Annotated in this window: 17 protein-coding genes; 16 read left to right on the plus strand and 1 reads right to left on the minus strand. The window is 30.4% G+C overall.

The window, feature by feature from the left end:
- Window positions 1–50 precede the first annotated feature (50 nt).
- The 14 genes from DP68_RS00990 to DP68_RS01055 all read left to right on the plus strand — a co-directional run bounded on the left by DP68_RS00990 (window position 51) and on the right by DP68_RS01055 (window position 16,996).
- Window positions 51–506, plus strand: a complete 456-nt coding sequence (locus DP68_RS00990) for an S-ribosylhomocysteine lyase (protein WP_035304880.1) — start codon at window positions 51–53, stop codon at window positions 504–506.
- A gap of 32 nt (window positions 507–538) precedes the next feature.
- Window positions 539–1,207 (plus strand): vitamin B12 dependent-methionine synthase activation domain-containing protein, encoded by a 669-nt coding sequence (locus tag DP68_RS00995; protein ID WP_035304883.1) that lies wholly within the window; start codon window positions 539–541, stop codon window positions 1,205–1,207.
- Window positions 1,197–3,581, plus strand: a complete 2,385-nt coding sequence (locus tag DP68_RS01000) for a homocysteine S-methyltransferase family protein (RefSeq protein ID WP_035304885.1) — start codon at window positions 1,197–1,199, stop codon at window positions 3,579–3,581. The genes DP68_RS00995 and DP68_RS01000 overlap by 11 nt, the downstream gene beginning before the upstream one ends.
- Before the next feature lie 137 nt (window positions 3,582–3,718).
- Window positions 3,719–5,224 (plus strand): spore germination protein, encoded by a 1,506-nt coding sequence (locus DP68_RS01005; RefSeq protein ID WP_035304887.1) that lies wholly within the window; start codon window positions 3,719–3,721, stop codon window positions 5,222–5,224.
- The gene (locus DP68_RS01010; protein ID WP_035304889.1) at window positions 5,205–6,293 is read left to right on the plus strand and encodes a GerAB/ArcD/ProY family transporter; all 1,089 of its coding nucleotides are present in this window, start codon (window positions 5,205–5,207) and stop codon (window positions 6,291–6,293) included. The genes DP68_RS01005 and DP68_RS01010 overlap by 20 nt, the downstream gene beginning before the upstream one ends.
- Window positions 6,286–7,392: a Ger(x)C family spore germination protein gene (locus DP68_RS01015; protein WP_035304891.1), complete on the plus strand. Its 1,107-nt coding sequence runs from the start codon at window positions 6,286–6,288 to the stop codon at window positions 7,390–7,392. Before DP68_RS01010 ends, DP68_RS01015 begins: the two co-directional genes overlap by 8 nt.
- Entirely contained in the window at window positions 7,392–8,486 is a 1,095-nt protein-coding gene (locus DP68_RS01020) for a GerAB/ArcD/ProY family transporter (RefSeq protein WP_035304893.1), read from the plus strand. Before DP68_RS01015 ends, DP68_RS01020 begins: the two co-directional genes overlap by 1 nt.
- A complete protein-coding gene (locus DP68_RS01025) occupies window positions 8,473–9,588 on the plus strand; it encodes a Ger(x)C family spore germination protein (protein WP_035304895.1) in 1,116 nt (371 codons plus the stop codon). The genes DP68_RS01020 and DP68_RS01025 overlap by 14 nt, the downstream gene beginning before the upstream one ends.
- Before the next feature lie 305 nt (window positions 9,589–9,893).
- Window positions 9,894–11,585: a methyl-accepting chemotaxis protein gene (locus tag DP68_RS01030; RefSeq protein ID WP_035304896.1), complete on the plus strand. Its 1,692-nt coding sequence runs from the start codon at window positions 9,894–9,896 to the stop codon at window positions 11,583–11,585.
- A 173-nt stretch (window positions 11,586–11,758) separates the two neighbouring features.
- On the plus strand, window positions 11,759–12,430 hold the full coding sequence (locus DP68_RS01035; protein ID WP_035304898.1) for a response regulator transcription factor: 672 nt from the start codon (window positions 11,759–11,761) through the stop codon (window positions 12,428–12,430).
- Window positions 12,431–12,432: 2 nt separating this feature from the next.
- Window positions 12,433–13,632 (plus strand): HAMP domain-containing sensor histidine kinase, encoded by a 1,200-nt coding sequence (locus DP68_RS01040; protein WP_035304900.1) that lies wholly within the window; start codon window positions 12,433–12,435, stop codon window positions 13,630–13,632.
- 114 nt (window positions 13,633–13,746) lie between these two features.
- On the plus strand, window positions 13,747–14,571 hold the full coding sequence (locus DP68_RS18760; protein WP_052085571.1) for a hypothetical protein: 825 nt from the start codon (window positions 13,747–13,749) through the stop codon (window positions 14,569–14,571).
- Between the two features lie 239 nt (window positions 14,572–14,810).
- Entirely contained in the window at window positions 14,811–15,485 is a 675-nt protein-coding gene (locus DP68_RS01050) for a response regulator transcription factor (protein WP_035304902.1), read from the plus strand.
- Entirely contained in the window at window positions 15,485–16,996 is a 1,512-nt protein-coding gene (locus tag DP68_RS01055) for a HAMP domain-containing sensor histidine kinase (protein WP_035304904.1), read from the plus strand. The genes DP68_RS01050 and DP68_RS01055 overlap by 1 nt, the downstream gene beginning before the upstream one ends.
- 178 nt (window positions 16,997–17,174) lie before the next feature.
- On the opposite strand, the gene DP68_RS01060 is transcribed toward DP68_RS01055, so the two are convergent.
- Window positions 17,175–17,447: a DUF4325 domain-containing protein gene (locus DP68_RS01060; RefSeq protein WP_035304905.1), complete on the minus strand. Its 273-nt coding sequence runs from the start codon at window positions 17,445–17,447 to the stop codon at window positions 17,175–17,177.
- Window positions 17,448–17,738: 291 nt separating this feature from the next.
- Between DP68_RS01060 and DP68_RS01065 the strand changes: the two genes are divergently transcribed.
- Both DP68_RS01065 and DP68_RS01070 read left to right on the plus strand, forming a co-directional pair.
- Entirely contained in the window at window positions 17,739–18,107 is a 369-nt protein-coding gene (locus tag DP68_RS01065; RefSeq protein ID WP_035304906.1) for a phage holin family protein, read from the plus strand.
- A gap of 187 nt (window positions 18,108–18,294) precedes the next feature.
- Window positions 18,295–19,797, plus strand: coding sequence for an MBL fold metallo-hydrolase (locus tag DP68_RS01070; protein ID WP_035304907.1), 1,503 nt, complete (start codon window positions 18,295–18,297; stop codon window positions 19,795–19,797).
- Window positions 19,798–19,823: the final 26 nt, after the last annotated feature.

Raw genomic sequence — 19,823 nt, forward strand, 5'->3', positions numbered from 1 at the left:
AATATAAGTATAGGTTATATTAATATATAAATTATAGGGAGGAATTTTATATGGAAAAGGTAGAAAGCTTTCAATTAGATCACAGGAAGGTTAGTGCACCATATGTAAGAAAAGCAGGAGTTCTTAATGGGAAAAATGGTGATAAAGTAACAAAGTTTGATTTAAGGTTTTTGCAACCAAATCAGGAGGCAATGCCAACGGCATCATTACATGCTTTAGAACATCTTCTTGCAGGATATTTAAGGGAGCACTTGGAAAATGTAATTGATTTATCGCCAATGGGATGCAGAACTGGGTTTTACCTTATACTGTGGGGAGATGTAGAATCAACAACAGTAAAAAATGCTCTTGAAACATCTTTAAAACAAGTACTACAATCAGATGAAGTACCAGCAGCTAATGATCTTCAATGTGGCAACTATAAGGATTTATCTTTATTCGGAGCAAAAGAGTATGCGAGATATGTTTTGGATAAGGGATTTAGTACTACATTTTATAAAGACTAAATTATATATAGGTAACTTTGAGGGGGATAAGGATGCATATAGATAAAAAAGAAGTCCTAAGATATCTTGGATATAAAAATGGAGTTATTGATACGAATATAAATTTGTTAATAGACGAATGCATAAATGAAGTAAAAGAAATTTCAAATTGTAAATACACATATAAAATATTTGATATTGAGAAAAGTAGGGAACAAGTAAGATTATTAGAAAGCAATTTGGTGTTCAAAGGAAAAGATATATTGGAACATCTTAAGGAGTCATCTATGTGCGCTGTTATGGCAGCAACCCTTGGAAGCAATATGGATACTAAAATAAGGTATTATGAAAAAGTAAGCATGACTAGAGCACTAATATTAGATGCATGTGCATCTGTATGCGTAGAATGGATTTGTGATGAGGCTCAAAAGGAGATACAAAAGGAAGCTCGAAGTAAAACACTAGACATTACCTATAGATATAGCCCTGGATATGGAGATTTTTTAATAGATATTCAACCCCAAATAATAAGTGCTTTAGATACACAAAAAAACATAGGGCTTACAGTAACTGAAAATTATATTTTAATACCAAGAAAATCAGTAAGTGCAGTAATAGGATTTCAGGATAAGAACATCAAAGCTCAGCATTCTGAATGTAAGAAATGCAATAATTTTATAGAATGTCAATATAGAAAAAGGGGTAATGACTGTGGAGATTAAGGATATTTTAGCAAAGCAATTTATATTTTTCGATGGAGCTATGGGAACAATGCTCCAAAGTAGAGGACTTATAGCTGGAGAAATTCCGGAGATGTATAATATTATACACCCTGAAATAATTAAAGAAGTTCATGAAAAATATATAGAAGCAGGTTCGGATATAATTACTACTAATACATTTGGAGCTAATGAGTTAAAGCTTAAGGATACAGGTTACTCTGTAGAAGAAATAATAACAAAAGCAGTAGAGATTGCTAAAGAAGCTAGAAAAACTAATGATGGAAAATATATAGCATTAGATATTGGACCTATTGGTCAGATGCTTGAACCTATAGGAGTATTAAAATTTCAAAGCGCTTATGAAATTTTTAAAAGACAGATAGAGGCCGGAGTTAAAGCAGGATGTGATCTGATTTTAATAGAAACAATTTCTGATCTTTACGAAGCTAAAGCAGCAGTATTAGCAGCAAAAGAAAATAGCAGATTACCGGTGTTTTGTACTATGACTTTTGGAGAAGATGGGAGAACTTTTACAGGAACAGATCCTCTTACTATGGTAACTCTTTTAGAAGGCCTAGGAGTAGATGCTCTAGGAGTAAATTGCTCTCTTGGACCTAAGGAACTAATGCCTATAGTAGAAAATATATTAGAGTATTCATCAACTCCTGTTATAGTTCAAGCCAATGCAGGCCTTCCTAGAGTAGAAGATGATAAAACTATATATGATATTACTCCGGAATATTTCGGAATATATGTGAAGCTAATGGCTCAAAAAGGAGTATGTATTTTAGGTGGTTGCTGTGGTACAACTGATAAATATATAAGAGTGGTTGTTGATAGTATAAAGGATCTAAAACCATTTAAATTAAATAATAAAAGACTCACAGCAATATGTTCATCTAGCAAAAGTGTAATATTAGGTGAAGAAGTAAAGATTATAGGAGAGAGAATCAATCCAACGGGAAAGAAGAAGTTCAAGGATGCATTGAAAGCCAATAATATAGATTACATATTAACTGAAGCTATAAATCAAGTAGAGTCAGGAGCAGATGTATTAGATGTAAATGTAGGGCTGCCAGAAATAGATGAAAAGGAAATGATGGTAAGGACCATTAAGGAAATACAATCAATATTAAATGTTCCACTTCAAATAGATAGTTCGGATGCAAAAGTTATAGAAGCTGCTGCAAGAATTTACAATGGTAAACCTATCATAAATTCAGTTAACGGCAAAGAGCAAGTTATGAGGAAAATTTTCCCTATTGCTAAGAAATATGGTGCTTGCATAGTAGGACTTACTCTTGATGAAAGTGGCATACCAGCTAAGGCGGAGGAAAGGGTTAAGATTGCAGAAAAAATTATAAATACTGCTAAAGAATACGGCATAAATAAAGAAGATATTTTAATAGATTGCTTAGTTCTCACAGCTTCAGCTCAGCAAAAAGAGGTTATAGAGACAGTAAAGGCTGTAAGAATGGTAAAGAAACAGCTTGGAGTAAGTACGGTACTTGGAGTAAGTAATGTATCTTTTGGACTTCCTAAAAGGGAAATTTTAAATCAAACTTTTCTTTCAATGACGCTAGCTGCAGGATTAGATGCTCCAATATTAAATCCAGGAAATAAGGAAGTAATGGATGTTATAAAAGCCTTTAAGGTATTAGCTAATATAGATAAGGAAGCAAAGGAATATGTAAATACATATTCAGATATTGATGTAAAGGAACTTCCTAAGGCAAATAATAATAGAGATTTAAAAGAAATAATAATAAAAGGCTTAAAAGAAGATGCATCACAAATTACAAGGGAGCTATTAGTGGTTAAGGATGGTTTAACTATAGTTGATGAATACTTAATTCCAGCATTAGATGTAGTGGGTAGAAAGTATGAAAGAGGAGAAATATTTCTTCCACAGCTTATTCAATCTGCTGAAACTGTGAAAAGTGCATTTATTGTTATAAAAGAAAATATGAACTTAGAAGAAGAAAAGCAGGTTTCTAAAGGAAAGATAATTTTAGCCACAGTAAAGGGAGATATTCATGATATTGGCAAGAACATTGTAAAGATTATTCTTGAAAACTATGGATTTGACATTATAGATTTAGGGAAAGATGTACCTATAGCTAATATAGTGGAAACGGCAAAAAAGGAAAATATAAAGTTAGTTGGATTAAGTGCTCTTATGACAACTACTGTTAAGAGCATGGAAGACACAATAAAGAGCCTTAGAGAAAATAAGGTGAAATGTAAAGTTTTTGTTGGAGGGGCAGTATTAAATCAAGAATATGCAGATATGATAAAGGCAGATTACTATGCAAAGGATGCACAAGAAGCAGTGAAAATTGCTCAAAATTTATTTAAAGATATAAATGAGTAGATATATAGAAAAAACAGTCTTTAAGAAAGGACTGTTTTTCTTTTGCTTAAAAAATCAAATATTGATTATAGTGAATAATACAGGTTTAAATTACTAAAAATAAAACAATGTCATTATATAGGAATTGTGGTGAGTATATGAATAGTATGAATTTGCATCAAAATATAGAAGAAGTATCGAAGGCATTAGGAAGTCAAAACCAAATAATAGTAAGAAATTTTTACTTAGGGAAAGGTAAACCTATTAATGCTGCAGTAATATATTTAGATGGATTAGCTAACAAGGATAGCATAGAGAATAATATACTTAGACCATTAATGATTGACGTGAATGAAAGATTGGAGCGCCCAGATATCTGTGATTATTTAATTAAAAGATATATTCTAATAAGTAATAGTTGGGTAGAAAGTAATCTTGATAATATTGCAAATGTGATAAAAAGGGGTAAAACTGCTGTAATAATAGATGGAATAGAAGAGGCTATTTTACTAGACACTTCTGGAGGGAAGTCACGTAATATTACTGAGCCTGAAAATGAAACCGTAATAAGAGGAAATAGGGAAGGATTTATTGAAGATTTAGAAACTAACATATTATTACTAAAAAGATTGCTGAAAGATACAAATCTTACTATAGAAAACTTTATAGTTGGGAGGCGATCACAAACTGACATTGCAGTATTATATATAAAAGACATTGTAGATATGGATATTGTAAGCAATTTAAGAGAAAAAATAAATAGTATAGATGTAGATGTAATTATGGCATCAGGTACACTAAATCAATATATTGAAGATTATACTTTTTTCTTATTTCCTCAATCTAGAGGAACAGAAAAACCTGATGTAGTAATAGATAATTTAGTAGAAGGGAAAATAGCTATAATTATATCAGGAACTCCGCATGTCATGCTAGTTCCTTGTAATTTTCTAGAGTTTTTTCAAACAGTAGAAGATTATAATGAGAGAACAATCTTAGCCAATTTTACAAGGATATTAAGATTTTTAGCAGTTTTTATAGTGATAACAGTTCCGTCCATATATTTAACTTTGATAAAGTTTAATGCAGAACTTATTCCAATTAAGTTTATTACACCAATAATACAATCTAGAATAGGTATCGCACTAACTCCTTTTTTGGAGATATTGTGTATGGAGATAATAGTAGAATTTTTAAGAGAGGGAGGATTAAGACTGCCTTCTAAAATAGGTCAGACCTTAAGCGTTGTAGGTGGTATTATAATTGGTGATACCGCAGTGGAATCTAAGATTGTTAGTCCAACTACATTGTTTATCATAGGAATAACAGTAGTAGCAGCTTTTTTGATACCAAACTATGACATGTCCCTATCCATTAGAGTACTTAGGTTTCCAATGCTTATACTTGCAAACTTTCTTGGGATTTTTGGTATAGGAATTGGATGGTATTTTATTATTACTAGCTTATGTTCTACTGATAGTTTCGGCGTGCCTTACTTATCCTTTAAGAAAAATGATATCAAGGATACATTGTTAAGAGCTCCATTGTGGATGATGAATAAAAGACCAGAATCAATACCAAACGAAGACTCTGTAAGGCAGACAGATTTTAGGGATAAATGGGATATACCAAGGAGAAACAAAAATGAACAAAGTGGAGAATAATCTTCTAACCTACAACCAATTTTCAAAGATTATGATTTTTAGTTGTATAACTATATCAATATTAAGTCTTCCTAACGATGTTGTCGGTGCGGCGAAACAGGATGGATGGATATCTGTGCTTTTAGGAGGAATATATCTTTTCTATATAATTATTGGTGCCTTATATATAGCACATAATTATCCTAATGAGAATATTTTAATTTTAAATCGAAAGTTTTTTGGAAAGTTCTTTGGAAGTATTCTCAATATAGTACAATTATTTATTTACGTAGTTTATATAGTTTCAGAAGTATCAGGTATAAGCAACTTTTTAAGAGTATATATTGTTGATTTTTTATCAAGTTTTCGTGTTATGTTTCTATATATTGTTATAGCTGCTTTGTGTTCTTATAAAGGATTAAAAGCCATCGGAAGAATAAGTGAAATTGTATTTTATAATATAATCTTATCAATATCCATTGGAATAATTGCACTAGTAAAAGGCAGCATTTTAAATGTGATGCCTGTATTTGGAAGTGGTTTTATAAATATTTTAAAAGGCACAAAGGGTGGAATTTACGCATATTCAGGCATTGAAATTGTTTTGATACTGTATCCGTATATTAATGATAAAAATAAACTAAAAACTGCTTGCATACGATCGTCTGTGTTAATATGCTTAAGCTATACTTGGGTAACATTTGCAACAATATTTTATCTTGGGCATACGTTTATACCCAAAGCTATATGGTCTTCTTTATATATTATTGAAAGTCTAAGACTTCCGATAATAAACAACTTTAGATTTATTTTGATGTTTTTGTGGATATTTGTATCACTTACAGCTGTTGCTGTAAGTTATTATGCTTGTGAATTAATTTTAAAAGATTTATTAAAAAAGCTCAAGAGAAATGTATTTTATTTTTTATCAGTGCCTATAATGCTCTACATTTCTATGTTACTAAGTGAAGAGATACATAGAAGGGAGATTACATATCCACTAGCTAGTATTATATCAATATTTAATGTTTTATACATATTACTAATGGTTTTTATAATTCATTTTAAGAAGGAAAAAGCTCATGAATAAGATAATTATTTTTTGTTCAATTCTAATGTTTATTTTATTTACAACTATTGGAGGTGAACCACAAAGGGAGGCAGCTGAAGATTTAAGTATACCAGCTGGTGTTGGGATTGATATAGAAAAAAAGGGATCCGATAATATATCCTATAAAATTTCCATAAGTTCATATGTCTTTGAAGAAGAAAAAATAATGAGTAGGGTAACTACTGGAAGCAAGGAATCTATTGGACAAAGCAGACAAAACAGGCAGTTGGAGATAGATAAAAAATTTCTTATTGGTCTTGAAAAGACAGATATAATAAGTGAAGAATATGCAAAAGAGGGAATAAGAAACTTGTTAGATATACTTTTTAATAACCCTAATGCCAATGATACTGCTTTGGTTGCCGTGTGTAGAGGAGATGCGAAAACTATACTAGAATATCCAATTGATGGATATCCTAGTTCTGCAGATTATATAGAAGGCATGATTAAAAATTCCAAAGCATTTAATTTTTTTACTAATAACTATAAAATAATTGACATTTTTGTGCGCCTTGATTCTGAAGGTCGAAATTTTACTGTTCCATATCTTGTTCTGACAAACGAAGGTCTTAAAATAGAAGGGCTAGCCTTGTTTAAGAGTGATAAAATGATAGGAAAAATTGGAATAGACGATACTAAGATATTAAATATGTTAAGTGATGGCAGCGGAAAAGGTGTAATAACAGTAAAGAAAAATTCAAAGGAGTATGCTGACTATTATGCAGAGTGTAAAAGAAAAGTAAAGTGTGAAAGACAAAATGGGAAATACAATTTTAATATTAGCCTGAAGCTAAAGGGAGAAATTATCGCAAATGAACTAAATAGAAAGGCATTTGAAAATGAAGAGGCGAAAAGCAAACTTGAAAAAGAAATAGAGAGACAGATTGAAGAAAGATGTAACAAATTCTTAAAATTAATGCAGGAAGAATATAAGATAGATTTTTTAGAATTAGGGAGAATAGCAGCGGCTAAGTATGGAAGAGATACGGGAACTGATTGGAATGAAGAAGTAGCAAATTCAAATATAAAGGTAGATGTTAATGCAAAAATTGAAAGACAAGGAAGAGGGGATTATTAGTGAATAGAGAACAAAATAACCTCCTTGTACCTTCAGAAGCAATGTATATTTTAGTTGGCACTATGGTTGGTATTGGAATTTTTAGTTTATCTAATACCCTAGTAAAAAGTGTCCATGAGGATGCTTGGATAAGTGCAGCTTTGGGTGGAATATATCCAGTATATGTAGGTAGCATAGGGATATATATGATTAAAAAGCATCCATCGGAGAATATTTTAGACTTAAGCAAAAGGTATATGGGGAAGGTAATAGGAACATTACTTAATATACTTTTTCTGGTTTTTTTTATCTTGAATACATGTTTTGTTATATCAGAGTTTAGTATTATATATCGAGTGTATGCTACAGCATTTTTAACTCCTTTAAGGATTATAGGTATAACAACTTTGATGTCTGCAGTTACTGCCTATAGGGGATTAAAAGCAGTAGGCAGGGTAAATACTGTAGCTTTTTATGTAACTATGATTTTGTTGCTAGAAACATTTGCAGCATTAAAGAAAGGAAGCTACTTGAACTTAATGCCTGTATTTAATGCAGGGATTATAAATATAGTAAAAAGTTCGAAAGATGCAGTATTTTCATACTCGGGGCTGGAGATATTATTTATCATATATCCATATGTGAAAAATAACTCAAAGATGGGCAAAGAAATAGCAAAAGCCACAAGTATTGCGGTAATAATCTATACCTTAACTACAGCAGTAACAATATATTACTTGAGTGCAGATATTGTAGAAAAGTCATATTGGCCATTGATCACTGCAAGTGAAAGCTTAAAACTAACTGTTATTAATAATTTCAGAGTTATATTTGCATTTTTCTGGATTTTTGTAGCTTTGAAAAGTTCAACAAATTATTATTTTGCTTCCGCATTTATATGTGGGAATATATTCAAGAAAGTAAAAAGAAAAAATATAATAGGTGTTTTATATTTAATAATTGTATCAATTACTTTAACAATTGGAGAATCTACAGTTAGGAATAAAGTAATAAGTATGATAATAGGTAAGATAACTACATTTAATTTAATTTATATAACAACAGTAGCATTTTTTATATTTATAAAGAAGGGTGTCAAAGATGAAACTAACTAGAATTAAAAAGGTATTTCATATTTTATTAATTATTAGTTTAGTGTGCTTATTTATAGTAATATCAGAAGTTGAGCCAGCTGAACAGATGGATGTGGAAGTTGCATTGGGTGCTGATCTTGAAAAGACAGTTGAGAATGATTATACATATATAATTACAAGAAGCATATATGTGTTTCAAGAAAAAAGGCGTTCAAGCAAAGTAATAACTTCAAAGGGAGAGACTATTGCAGCGGCAAGAGAAAGCAGACAGCAACTTGCAGATAAGATGGGTATTTCAGGCCTGGAGAAAGTTTACATATTAAATGAAAATTACGCAATACATGGCATTGCCTCTAGTATTGACATAATTTTTAAAAATCCACGTGTTAATAATACAGGTATATTTGTAATTTGCAGAAATAGTAGTAAAGACATACTCAAATATAGTATACCAGGATATGCAAGCTCAGCAGACTTTGTTGAGGGGATGATTATAAATCAAAGAGGATCAAATTTCTTCCCGGATGAATTTGATGCAGTGAATACTTTTGTTAGGATGGGCTCTGAGGGAAGAAGTGTTGTGCTTCCTTATATTGAGCTTACAAAAGAAGGTATTGTGATTACTGGAGAAGCCTTATTTAATGGAGATAAAATGTCATCAAAAATCGATATGAAAGACTCAAGAATACTGAACATACTTAAATACAATAAGGTTAAGGGAATAATCACATTACAAGAAAATTCAAAAGAATACATAGATATTTCTGCAAAAACAAAGAAGAAAGTTAGATGCTTTAAGGAAGATGATAAATATAATTTTATTATTGATTTAAACCTAAAGGGGGAAGTTGTCTCTAATACACTATATAATAATCTGCTAGAAAGTTCTAATTCTAGAAAAGAGTTTGAGAATACTATGAAAAAGCAAGTAGAAAAAGAGTGTAGTGAATTTATAGATAAAATGAAGAATCAACTTAAGATAGATTGTCTTGACCTTGGAAGAGTAGCAGCGGCTAAATATGGAAGAAGAATGGGAAATGATTGGAATAAAATAATTTCAGAATCAAATATACAGGTCAATGTAACGGTAAAAGTTGATAAATATGGGAGAGGGGATTTTTAAATAAAGCAGATTTCTAAATTAAAAAGTGCTAAAGTTCTAGTTTCTCATGACGATTATGTAAAATATAAATCGAATAAAGAAGAAAAATGTAGAAAAAATATAACTTAAGAATTACTTAAGAAATAATTTATTTTAATATAATATTTGTGTGATAGACTTGTCTTACTAAATTTTAGCATAATTTCTTATAAACTATTAAATATTAAGTGAATAGTACCTAATGTATACAATTGCTATGTAGCAATTAATAAGTATAAATGTAATTGAAGAAGAATAAAAAGCATTAAAGCGGGGGGCAAGCGGCAATGAATAAACTTGGAGTGAAGATTCTAAAAGTAATAGGGGCAATATCAATTAGTTCTATGATTATGTTAATAATTTTGAATACAGTCATTTTTAAAATGGAATTTTCTAAGTTACAAGATGATGCTAAAAATTCTGTTATCGAAGCTGCTAAAGTTATTAATGGGGATAAACTGGAAAAGGTAATTAATGATAAATCAATGAGTATTCCCGAATATAAAGAAATTCAGGACGGATTGATAAGGTTTAAGAATGATGAGGATATAAAGTATGTGTATACCATGGCCAAAGGAGAAAGTAATAATGCATACTTTGTAGTGGATGGCTCTCTAGTTAATCCGAGTAAACTTGGAGAGAAATATGATTTAGTAGAAGAAATACAGAGTGCTCTTGATGGACAAACGGTTCATACTAAAAAGCCCATTACGGACACATATGGAGTGTTTGTACAAGCCTATGCACCAATAAAAAATTCGGCTGGTAAAATAATTGCAGTTGTTGGTGTTGATAAGGATGTATCTACATTTATAAATATTAGAACAAGACTTTTAATATCTATAGTAGTAGCATCAATAGTTATTATAATTTTATCTATATTAACTAGTATCTTATTTTCTAAGAAAATAACTTCAAACGCTGAAAAGATTAAGTGTACATTAAATAAGATATCAGAAGGTGATTTAACAATTGGTTTAAGCATAAAAAGTAAGGATGAATTTGAAGGAATTGCTGAGTCTATAAATGACTTAACATGTAAGTTTCGAAGCTCTATGATGCTTGTTAAGGATACCTCAAACAGTGTAGTAGAACATTCGGAAAAATTATCTGCTGTGGCTGAAGAGATGACATCAGCATCTGAAGATGTTGCTAATTCTGTTCAAGAAGTAGCTAATAGTGCAGTTCATCAGGCAGAAGAGTTTGAGCATATAAGTGGCACATTAAACGGCTTTAGTTATAAAATACATGAGGTAACGCAAGCAGTTGATGAAGTTAACAATAAAATAGATTTAATTAATTCTAAAGCTAAGGTAAGTAATCAGGGACTTGAAGTTTTGCAAGGTGCATTAGAGGAAATTGTTTTATCTTTTAATAATGTAAGCGAAAAAATAAAAGGTTTTAGTAAGCAATTATTACAAATAAACGAAATTACAAACTTAATAAATATTATTGCAGATCAAACTAATCTCATTGCTTTAAATGCCTCTATAGAGGCAGCTCGCGCAGGAGAGTTTGGTAGAGGGTTTACAGTAGTAGCAGAGGAAATTAGAAAGTTAGCAGAACAATCAAAAGAATCCTCTGCAAATATTAATAGTTTAATAAAAAGTGTGTCGAGAGAAAGTGAATTAGTGACTGATATTTCTGAGAGTATGAATAATAGGTTAAATGAAGAAATGAATATTATTACTAAGTCACTAGACTCATTTAAAGATATAATGATTAATATAGACAATGTTTTTCCTCAAATCGGAATAATTGCTGGTAATATCAATACTATAGATGAAGAAAAAGCAAGAATAGTAAATCATATTGAGGGCGCTATTCAAAAATCAGGAGACATTTCAGCAGCTACAGAAGAAATTTCAGCATCTGCTGAAGAATCAAGTGCTTCTTCACAAGAGGTGGCATTATCATCAGAAAGTTTAAATGTGAAAGCACAGGATATGATTAACTCTATAAATCAGTTTAAGATTTAAGTGTTAAATGTCTTAAAGTTAAGTTTAGGAATAAATAAACCATTGGACACTCGGTGTATGATGGTTTATCTGCGCTTATTAGAATTTCTACTCAATAATTAAATTTAAATTTACTTTAAGGTTTGTATGTTATAATTGGCTTACAGTTCAAAAATAAGAGGTGTGATAGATTTATGAAATTACTTTTAGTTGAAGATGAGAAGCAATTATCAGAAGCTTTAACTCAAATTTTAAAGAAAAATAAATATTTAGTTGATGCAGTTTTTAATGGAGAAGATGGGCTTGATTATGCTTTAACAGATATTTACGATGTAATAATTTTAGATATAATGATTCCGAAACTAAATGGGTTAGAAGTATTAAAAAAAATAAGAGAAGAAAATATATCTACACCTGTAATTTTACTCACTGCTAAAGGGCAAGTATCTGATAAGGTAAGGGGATTAGATCTTGGTGCAGATGATTATCTTCCAAAACCTTTTGAACCAGAGGAACTTTTAGCAAGGCTTAGGGCACTTTGTAGAAGAAAGGGAGAAATTATAAATGATAATATACTAAGCTTTTTAGATTTTTCTCTTAATTTATCAACTTATATATTAGAAAGCAAAAGTGGTAATGTGAGACTCGCACTTAAAGAAATAGAAATACTTAAATATTTCTTGCTAAGACCCCAAAAAGTTGTCAATAAGGAAGAACTTATAACTAAGGTATGGGGGTTTGAATCTGAAGTGGAAAATAACAATATTGAAGTTTATATATCTTTTATACGTAAGAAATTAAACTATGTAGGATCACGAGCTAAAATATCTACAATTAGAGGTGTAGGATATAAGTTGGAGGAGTAAATATGTTTAAAGAGTTAAAGCATAAATTTGTGATTATAAATATGTCTCTTCTGTCCTTCGTTTTTGTAGCCATTTTTACTGTTATTTATATATTAACTGCAGTAAGCGGAGAGCGTCAAATAAATTTTACCCTTAGAAGAATTATGGATGAGCCTCCAAAGCCATTTAAAGGAGAACCTAGAATGGCAACTAGTTTAGTTGTTGATTTGGATAGTAGTGGGAGCATAATTAAATCATTTTCTTTTGTGACTATGGAAGAGAATACTATTAAAGAATTAGTTTCCAAGGCAATGGAATCAAATAAGATGTCTGCAAAGATTAAGTCTGGAGACTTTAATTACTCTTTTCTTAAGGGAGAAGGCCCATTTGGTAAAAAAGTAGTATTTGTTGATAGAAGTCCTCAACAGGAAAGTCTAAAAAATATTCTAATTATATTTACTATTGCAGGTGGGGCAAGTCTTATCCTATTATATCTAATTAGTGTGCATTTAGCTAACAGTACAATAAAGCCAATAAAGGAAGCCTTTGAAAAACAACAACAATTTATTCAGGATGCATCACATGAACTTAAAACTCCACTTACAATAATAAAAACTAATTTATCTGTAATTTCAGCAAATGAAGATATGGATGTAAAATCTCAAGGAAAGTGGCTTGGATTTATACACTCTCAAACAGAGAGAATGTCAAATCTAATAAATGATATGCTATCTTTAGCTAAAATAGATTCATTGGAACAACCTTCGTATATTGAAAAATTCGATTTTAGTAAAGTCTTAGATGGCGTTCTTCTATCCTTTGAAGCATTTATATTTGAAAGCGATATAGAACTTAAAACAAAGGTTAAAGAAGATATATATTTAAATGGAAATAAGGAAGATATTCAGCGATTAGTAACTATTTTAATGGATAATGCGGTGAAAAATACCCCTAAAGATGGAAGTATTTCTGTATATCTAAATTACGAAAAAAATAGCATACAGCTCGTAATAAGAAATATTGGATCGGGTATTCCGGCGGAAAGCATTGATAAAATATTTGAAAGGTTTTATCGTGTAGATCCTTCACGTGCTAGGGAAAGTGGTGGATATGGATTAGGACTTGCAATTGCAAAATCAATTGTAGAAAAGCACCATGGGAAAATATATGTACGAAGCAATGTCAATGTTGATACATCCTTTATTGTTGAATTGCCAAATTAATAATTACATTTTTAACGAAAACTATAAATAGCTGTAACAAAAATGTGTCATTACTTCCATATAATAAAGACATCAAAGAAAATAACTACTAAAAACCGGAAGGGGTATGAGATTATGAGAAATAAAAAATTAATTGTAAAAGTAATGACAGGATTGATTGCAGCAGGGTTAACTTTATCAGCAGGAATATCCGCTTCAGCTAAAAGTGACGACGCAGTAGCAAGTAATGGAAGGCTTACTATAACTCAAGGAAAAGCAGGTAATAAAAAAGTTGTTTTTGGTGAAAATATAAAGACTAAGTTAGAAAGCCTCGTTGAATCAGGAACAATTACTAAAGAACAATCAGATAAGATTACTGAATTTATAAATGCACAGAAAGAAGCAAGAAAAGCTGAGATGGAAAAGGTTAAAAATATGACTGTGGAAGAACGTAAGGCATATTTTGAAAGTCAAAAGGATACAAAAAAAACTGATATTTTCAAAACATTAGTAGATAATGCAGTTATTAGTCAGGATCAGGCTGATAAGATAAAAGCTTCATTCCCACAAGAAAAGCATTCAGGAAAGGGATTTGGTTATAAAATAAAAATCAACTCTGAAGGCTTAAAAACAACTTTAGATGCCCTAGTAGGATCAGGTAAAATAACACAGGCCAAAGAAGATAAGATAATTAGCTTTATGAATGAAAAAAGCCAAACAATGAAAGCTGAAATGGAAAAGGTTAAAAATATGACTGAAGATGAGCGAAAGTCATATTTTGAAAGTAAAAAGGGTACAGAAAGAATTGATATGTTCAAAGAACTAGTGGATAATGGAACGCTTACACAGACAGAGGTAGATGCAATTAAAGCTGCAATGCCTAAGATGGAAAGAGTAAAAGATAAAAAAGAAAAAATAGCTACGGATACAAACACAACTGGAAACCAGTCTGCAAATTAGAATATAAACTCTAGTACTTAATGAATAGTTTGAATCCCCCTTCAAATTATATATAGATAAGTGTGAAAGACTCATGAATTTATTTCATGGGTCTTTTTGTGAAAATTAAGAAGTTAATACAAGTGGTCATAATTGTTATAATGCTGTAACAAAGTTAATGTATAATAAAGTATAGAAAAATATAGGAATTCAAAAAATAAAGACGATAAATATATATGTTTTTATTGGAGGGATAAATTTTGGCAGCAAAGAAAATATTAATTGTAGATGATGAAATGCTTATAAGAAAGTTAGTGAAGGATTTTCTAAAAAAAGAAGGATATGTAACGCTTGAAGCAGGAGACGGAAAGCAAGCACTTGAAATGATTTTAGAAAATGAAGATATAAATCTTGTGATTTTAGATGTGATGATGCCTGGATATGATGGTTGGACAGTATGTAGAGAAGTTAGAAAGGTGTCAAAGGTGCCCATTATTATGCTTACAGCAAGAAGTGAAGAATTTGATGAACTTTATGGGTTTGAACTTGGGGTAGATGAATATGTTACTAAGCCATTTAGCCCTAATATTTTAGTTGCAAGGGTAAATGCAGTTTTAAGAAGAAGTGAAGGGAATAAAGATAGCATAAAATCTTTTGATGGACTAATCGTTGATGAAGAAGCTAGAACCGTATTTATTGAAGGAAATCAGGTGGATTTAAGTCCAAAGGAATATGAAATGTTATTATATCTTGTTGAAAATATGGGAAAGGCCCTTAGTAGAGAGCAAATACTCAATCAAGTATGGGGATATGATTACTTTGGAGGATTAAGAACCGTAGATACCCATATTAATAGATTAAGAATTAAACTTGGCGGAAAGGAAAATTACGTTCAAACTGTAAGAGGATTTGGTTACAAATTTGAGGTGAAATAATGAAAAAATCTATAAGATATAAACTCTTTATAGCAACCAATGGATTTGTTGTAATTTTTGTATTGCTTTTTTGGATTCTTAATACACAGTTTTTACAAAAATATTATATGTCACAAAAAAAAGATATGCTTATCAAAAGCATTACTGAGATAAATGAAATCTATCAGGGAAATCCAGTAGATATTACTTTAGAACTTGAAATATTTGAAAATGCTACAGGGGCTAACGTGTTAATTGTTAATAGTAAAGGAAAGCCTAAATATAGCACATTTTCTAGAATAGTAAATGAAAGACGATTTGATGGAGGAGAATCTCCTAAAGAAAGTAATAAACGGATTTTAGATAAAGATAATGAAAATAGCTATAATGATTCACAAAATTTAGACCAAGGACGGAAAACCTATTTTCAAATTCAAAGGGACATGGAGTTAAAAATTGATTTTTTAACCATGGTAACTACGTTAAATACAGGAGATTTTTTAATTGCAAGAACTTCTCTACCAGCTATTACGGAAAATGCATCTATTGCAAATAGATTTATGATGTTTATAGGTATTATTGTAATAATATTCGGAAGTATATGGTCGTATTTATTTTCTAAGAGATTTACCAGTCCTATTTTGGAACTTAATAGAATCACTGAAAATATGGCAAAGCTTAATTTTTCAGAACTAAGTAATATAGAAAGTGAAGATGAGATAGGCGAGCTTAGTAAAAATATAAATTTTTTATCAGATAAATTAGATAGTACAATATCAGAATTAAATAAAAGAAACCAAAACTTAATGGAGGATATAGAAAGAGAAAGAAAAATAGATGAAATGAGAAAGGAGTTTGTTTCTAATGTATCTCATGAATTAAAAACCCCGATTGCACTAATTCAAGGATATGCAGAAGGATTAAAAAGCAACGTAATAGAGGATGAAGAAAGTAAAGAGTTTTATTGTGAGGTAATTATGAATGAATCAGCTAGGATGAATCAGCTGGTAAAGGATCTGTTGAATTTATCCCAAATTGAATCAGGATATTATGAAATGGAGAAAAATGTATTTGATATTTCATCTATGATTACATCAGTGCTTAATAGATTCAAGGCTATTTTTGAAGAAAAAGAAGTAAATGTGCAGGTATTAAAAGATGAGAACATAGTAGCCTATGGAGATATGGTAAGAATTGAACAGGTAATTATAAATTATATTAATAATGCAGTAAATCATGTAGATGATAAAAAAATTATTTCAGTTGAAGTAAAATCTATCCGAGATAAGATAAGGGTGTTTGTATATAATTCAGGTAAACGCATTCCGGAAGAGTCATTAGATAAAATTTGGACTAGTTTTTACAAGGTAGATAAGGCTAGAACTAGAAGTTATGGTGGATCGGGCCTTGGGCTCTCTATTGTTAAGGGAATTCAAGAACTACATCAAAACGATTATGGAGTAATAAATGAAGAAGATGGGGTTATGTTTTGGTTTGATGTAGAAAAAGCCAAAGAAGATAAATTGATTTAAAGGGAAAACAAATATGAAGCTTTTACAGAAAATTCATCGGAAATGGCAAGGAAACTCAAAGAGATTACTTCTGGATTTGTGGTATAAAAAGGCATATGTGAAATTTTATAATGAAAATTTCACATATGCCTTCTACATTCAGCACATATATTTATAGGTATTGCCAATATTTTTTCTATTAGCACATTGATGTACCTAAAAGAACTCTCTTAAAATCACTTTCGTTTGATAAATTCTTAACAACTACATTGGAAGCAATATACTCTCTAGTTTTTGTGCTGATTAAATCAGTTAGAAGACTAGCAAAGAATGTTCCAGGTATAGTTTTAGTATCTTCAAAATCAAGCACTATTTTATTCTGTAAGTTTTCAGCTATTAACCCCTTAAGTATTATTGCATCCTCATTTTTTAATTCTGATCCTATTAAATCTCTCACTTTTACTTCTTTCATAATTAATTCCTCCCAAGTTTTAAAGTATAATATAATATATCGTATTAAATTATCTGTTTATTCTGTTTTGTTTGTTTATTCTGTTTTGTTAGTATTATAATATCAAAAAAAAAATATATTGTCAACTATTTAACAAAGTTTTTCTAAAAACTTTTTAATAGATTTATTGATATTCATAAATTTAGGATAAAATAAAAATTTTAGGGAAAAGTAAGTATAATAAAAAAACATCTTTATGGGCAAATTAATAATATATCAAATTAACATTTAATTAGAGGGAGTGAATAATTTATGGCAGATGAAGAAAGAAGAAGAGAAGATACACGTTCAGGTGCAGGGAGTATAATAGTAAGGCTCATAGTTACTGCTATTATATTAGCTATAGCATCATTTTTAACTCCAGGATTTAGTATCGTAGGATTATGGTCTTATATAATAGCAGCAGTTGTTATAACATTAATAGACTGGGGAGTAGAAAGAGCTATGGGAGTAGATGCATCACCTTTTGGAAAAGGTATAAAGGGATTTCTAATTGCAGCTGTGATAATATATATAACACAGTTTATAGTTCCTAATATGAGAGTATCTATGATAGGTGCATTACTTGCAGCACTAGCAATTGGAATATTAGATGCAGTAATTCCTGGAAGATCAATGTAAATTTATGTTAAGGCCTGGTAAGTTACCAGGCTTTTCGTTATTAAGTAATTAAATAAATGCGATTAACAATCTGAAGAATTGAATGAAAATTTTGAATAAATGATACATTTGTATTTACACAAACTTCTTAGTGAATTAATATTATATATATAATGTTTTTATTTTGCTAAGAAAGTAGGTGCTCAATATGAAAATTCAATTTTATGGAGCAGCCAGAACTGTTACTGGCTCATGTCATATATTAAGGATTAAAAACAAGTTAATACTTTTGGATTTAGGGCTATATCAAGGGAATGGATCTATTGAAAAAGAAAATGAGTACTTCCCCTTTAATGCAAATGAAGTAGATTATGTAATATTATCTCATGCACATATAGATCATTCAGGAAGAATACCATTACTTTATAAACGTGGATTTAAGGGACAGGTTATATGTACAGATGCTACAAAGGATTTATGCTCTGTTATGCTTCCCGATAGTGGATATATACAGGAAGCTGAAGCGGAATGGAAAAACAGAAAAAGAATAAGACAAGGATTGAAAGTTATTGACCCCTTATACACTAGTAAGGATGCTGTAGAATCTTTAACTTTTTTTAAGGGATACCCCTATGATAGTCTTATACAGTTATTTGATGGACTTGAAATAATATTTAGGGATGCAGGACATCTATTAGGTTCTGCAATGGTGGAACTAATTGCAAAAGAAGATAATAAAGAAATACGACTTGTTTATAGTGGGGATATAGGAAATAAGGGACTTCCTATATTAAAGGATCCTTCCAAAATTAAATATGCAGATTATGTAATTATGGAAACAACCTATGGAGATAGATTTCATACAAAAATGGAAGAGGATATGAAAAGCCTTGCATCTATTATAAAGGATACTGTAAAAAGAGGGGGCAATGTAATCATACCATCATTTGCTGTTGGAAGGACTCAAGAAGTGTTATATATGTTAAATAAATATGTGGAAAATAATGAATTAAAAAATTGTACGGTTTACGTAGATAGTCCACTTGCTACAGAAGCTACCAGCATATTTAAAAGGCATGAAAAATATTATGATGAAGAAGCAAAAAAATATCTGGAAAGAGGAGATAATCCCTTAGAATTTAAAGGATTAGTATTTACAAAATCTCAGCAGGAGTCATCTGAGTTAAATAAAATTCAAAGTGGAGCTGTAATAATATCTGCAAGTGGTATGTGCGAGGCTGGAAGAATAAAGCATCATTTAAAACATAATCTATGGAGAAAGGAATGTTCAATTGTATTTGTAGGATACCAAGCAGAAGGAACCTTAGGTAGAACAATAGTTGATGGAGCTAAAAAGGTTAGAGTATTTGGTGACGAAATAGCAGTAAATGCAAAAATTTACAATTTACATGGATTATCGGGACATGCAGATAGAAATGGTCTTTACGAGTGGATTACAGGGTTTGTAAAAAAGCCTAAAAAGGTGTTTTTAGTTCATGGAGATGCAGAAAGTATGTTTAGTTTTAAAGAGCTCATTGAAAACGAAAATATTGATTCAGAAATAATTGCACCAAATCAAGTGATAGAAATAGGAGAGGGGTATGAAGTTAAAGTGTCTAAAAAGGACAAGTTGATAGAGATTATAAAAAATATGGATGTAGATCATATGAGTAAGGATGAAATTATAAAAATTGTAGAAAGAGAGATATAAAAGGTTGCTCCGCAACCTTTTATAAT

The organism is Clostridium sp. HMP27 (genome assembly GCF_000765165.1).
Lineage (GTDB): Bacteria > Bacillota > Clostridia > Clostridiales > Clostridiaceae > Clostridium_AK.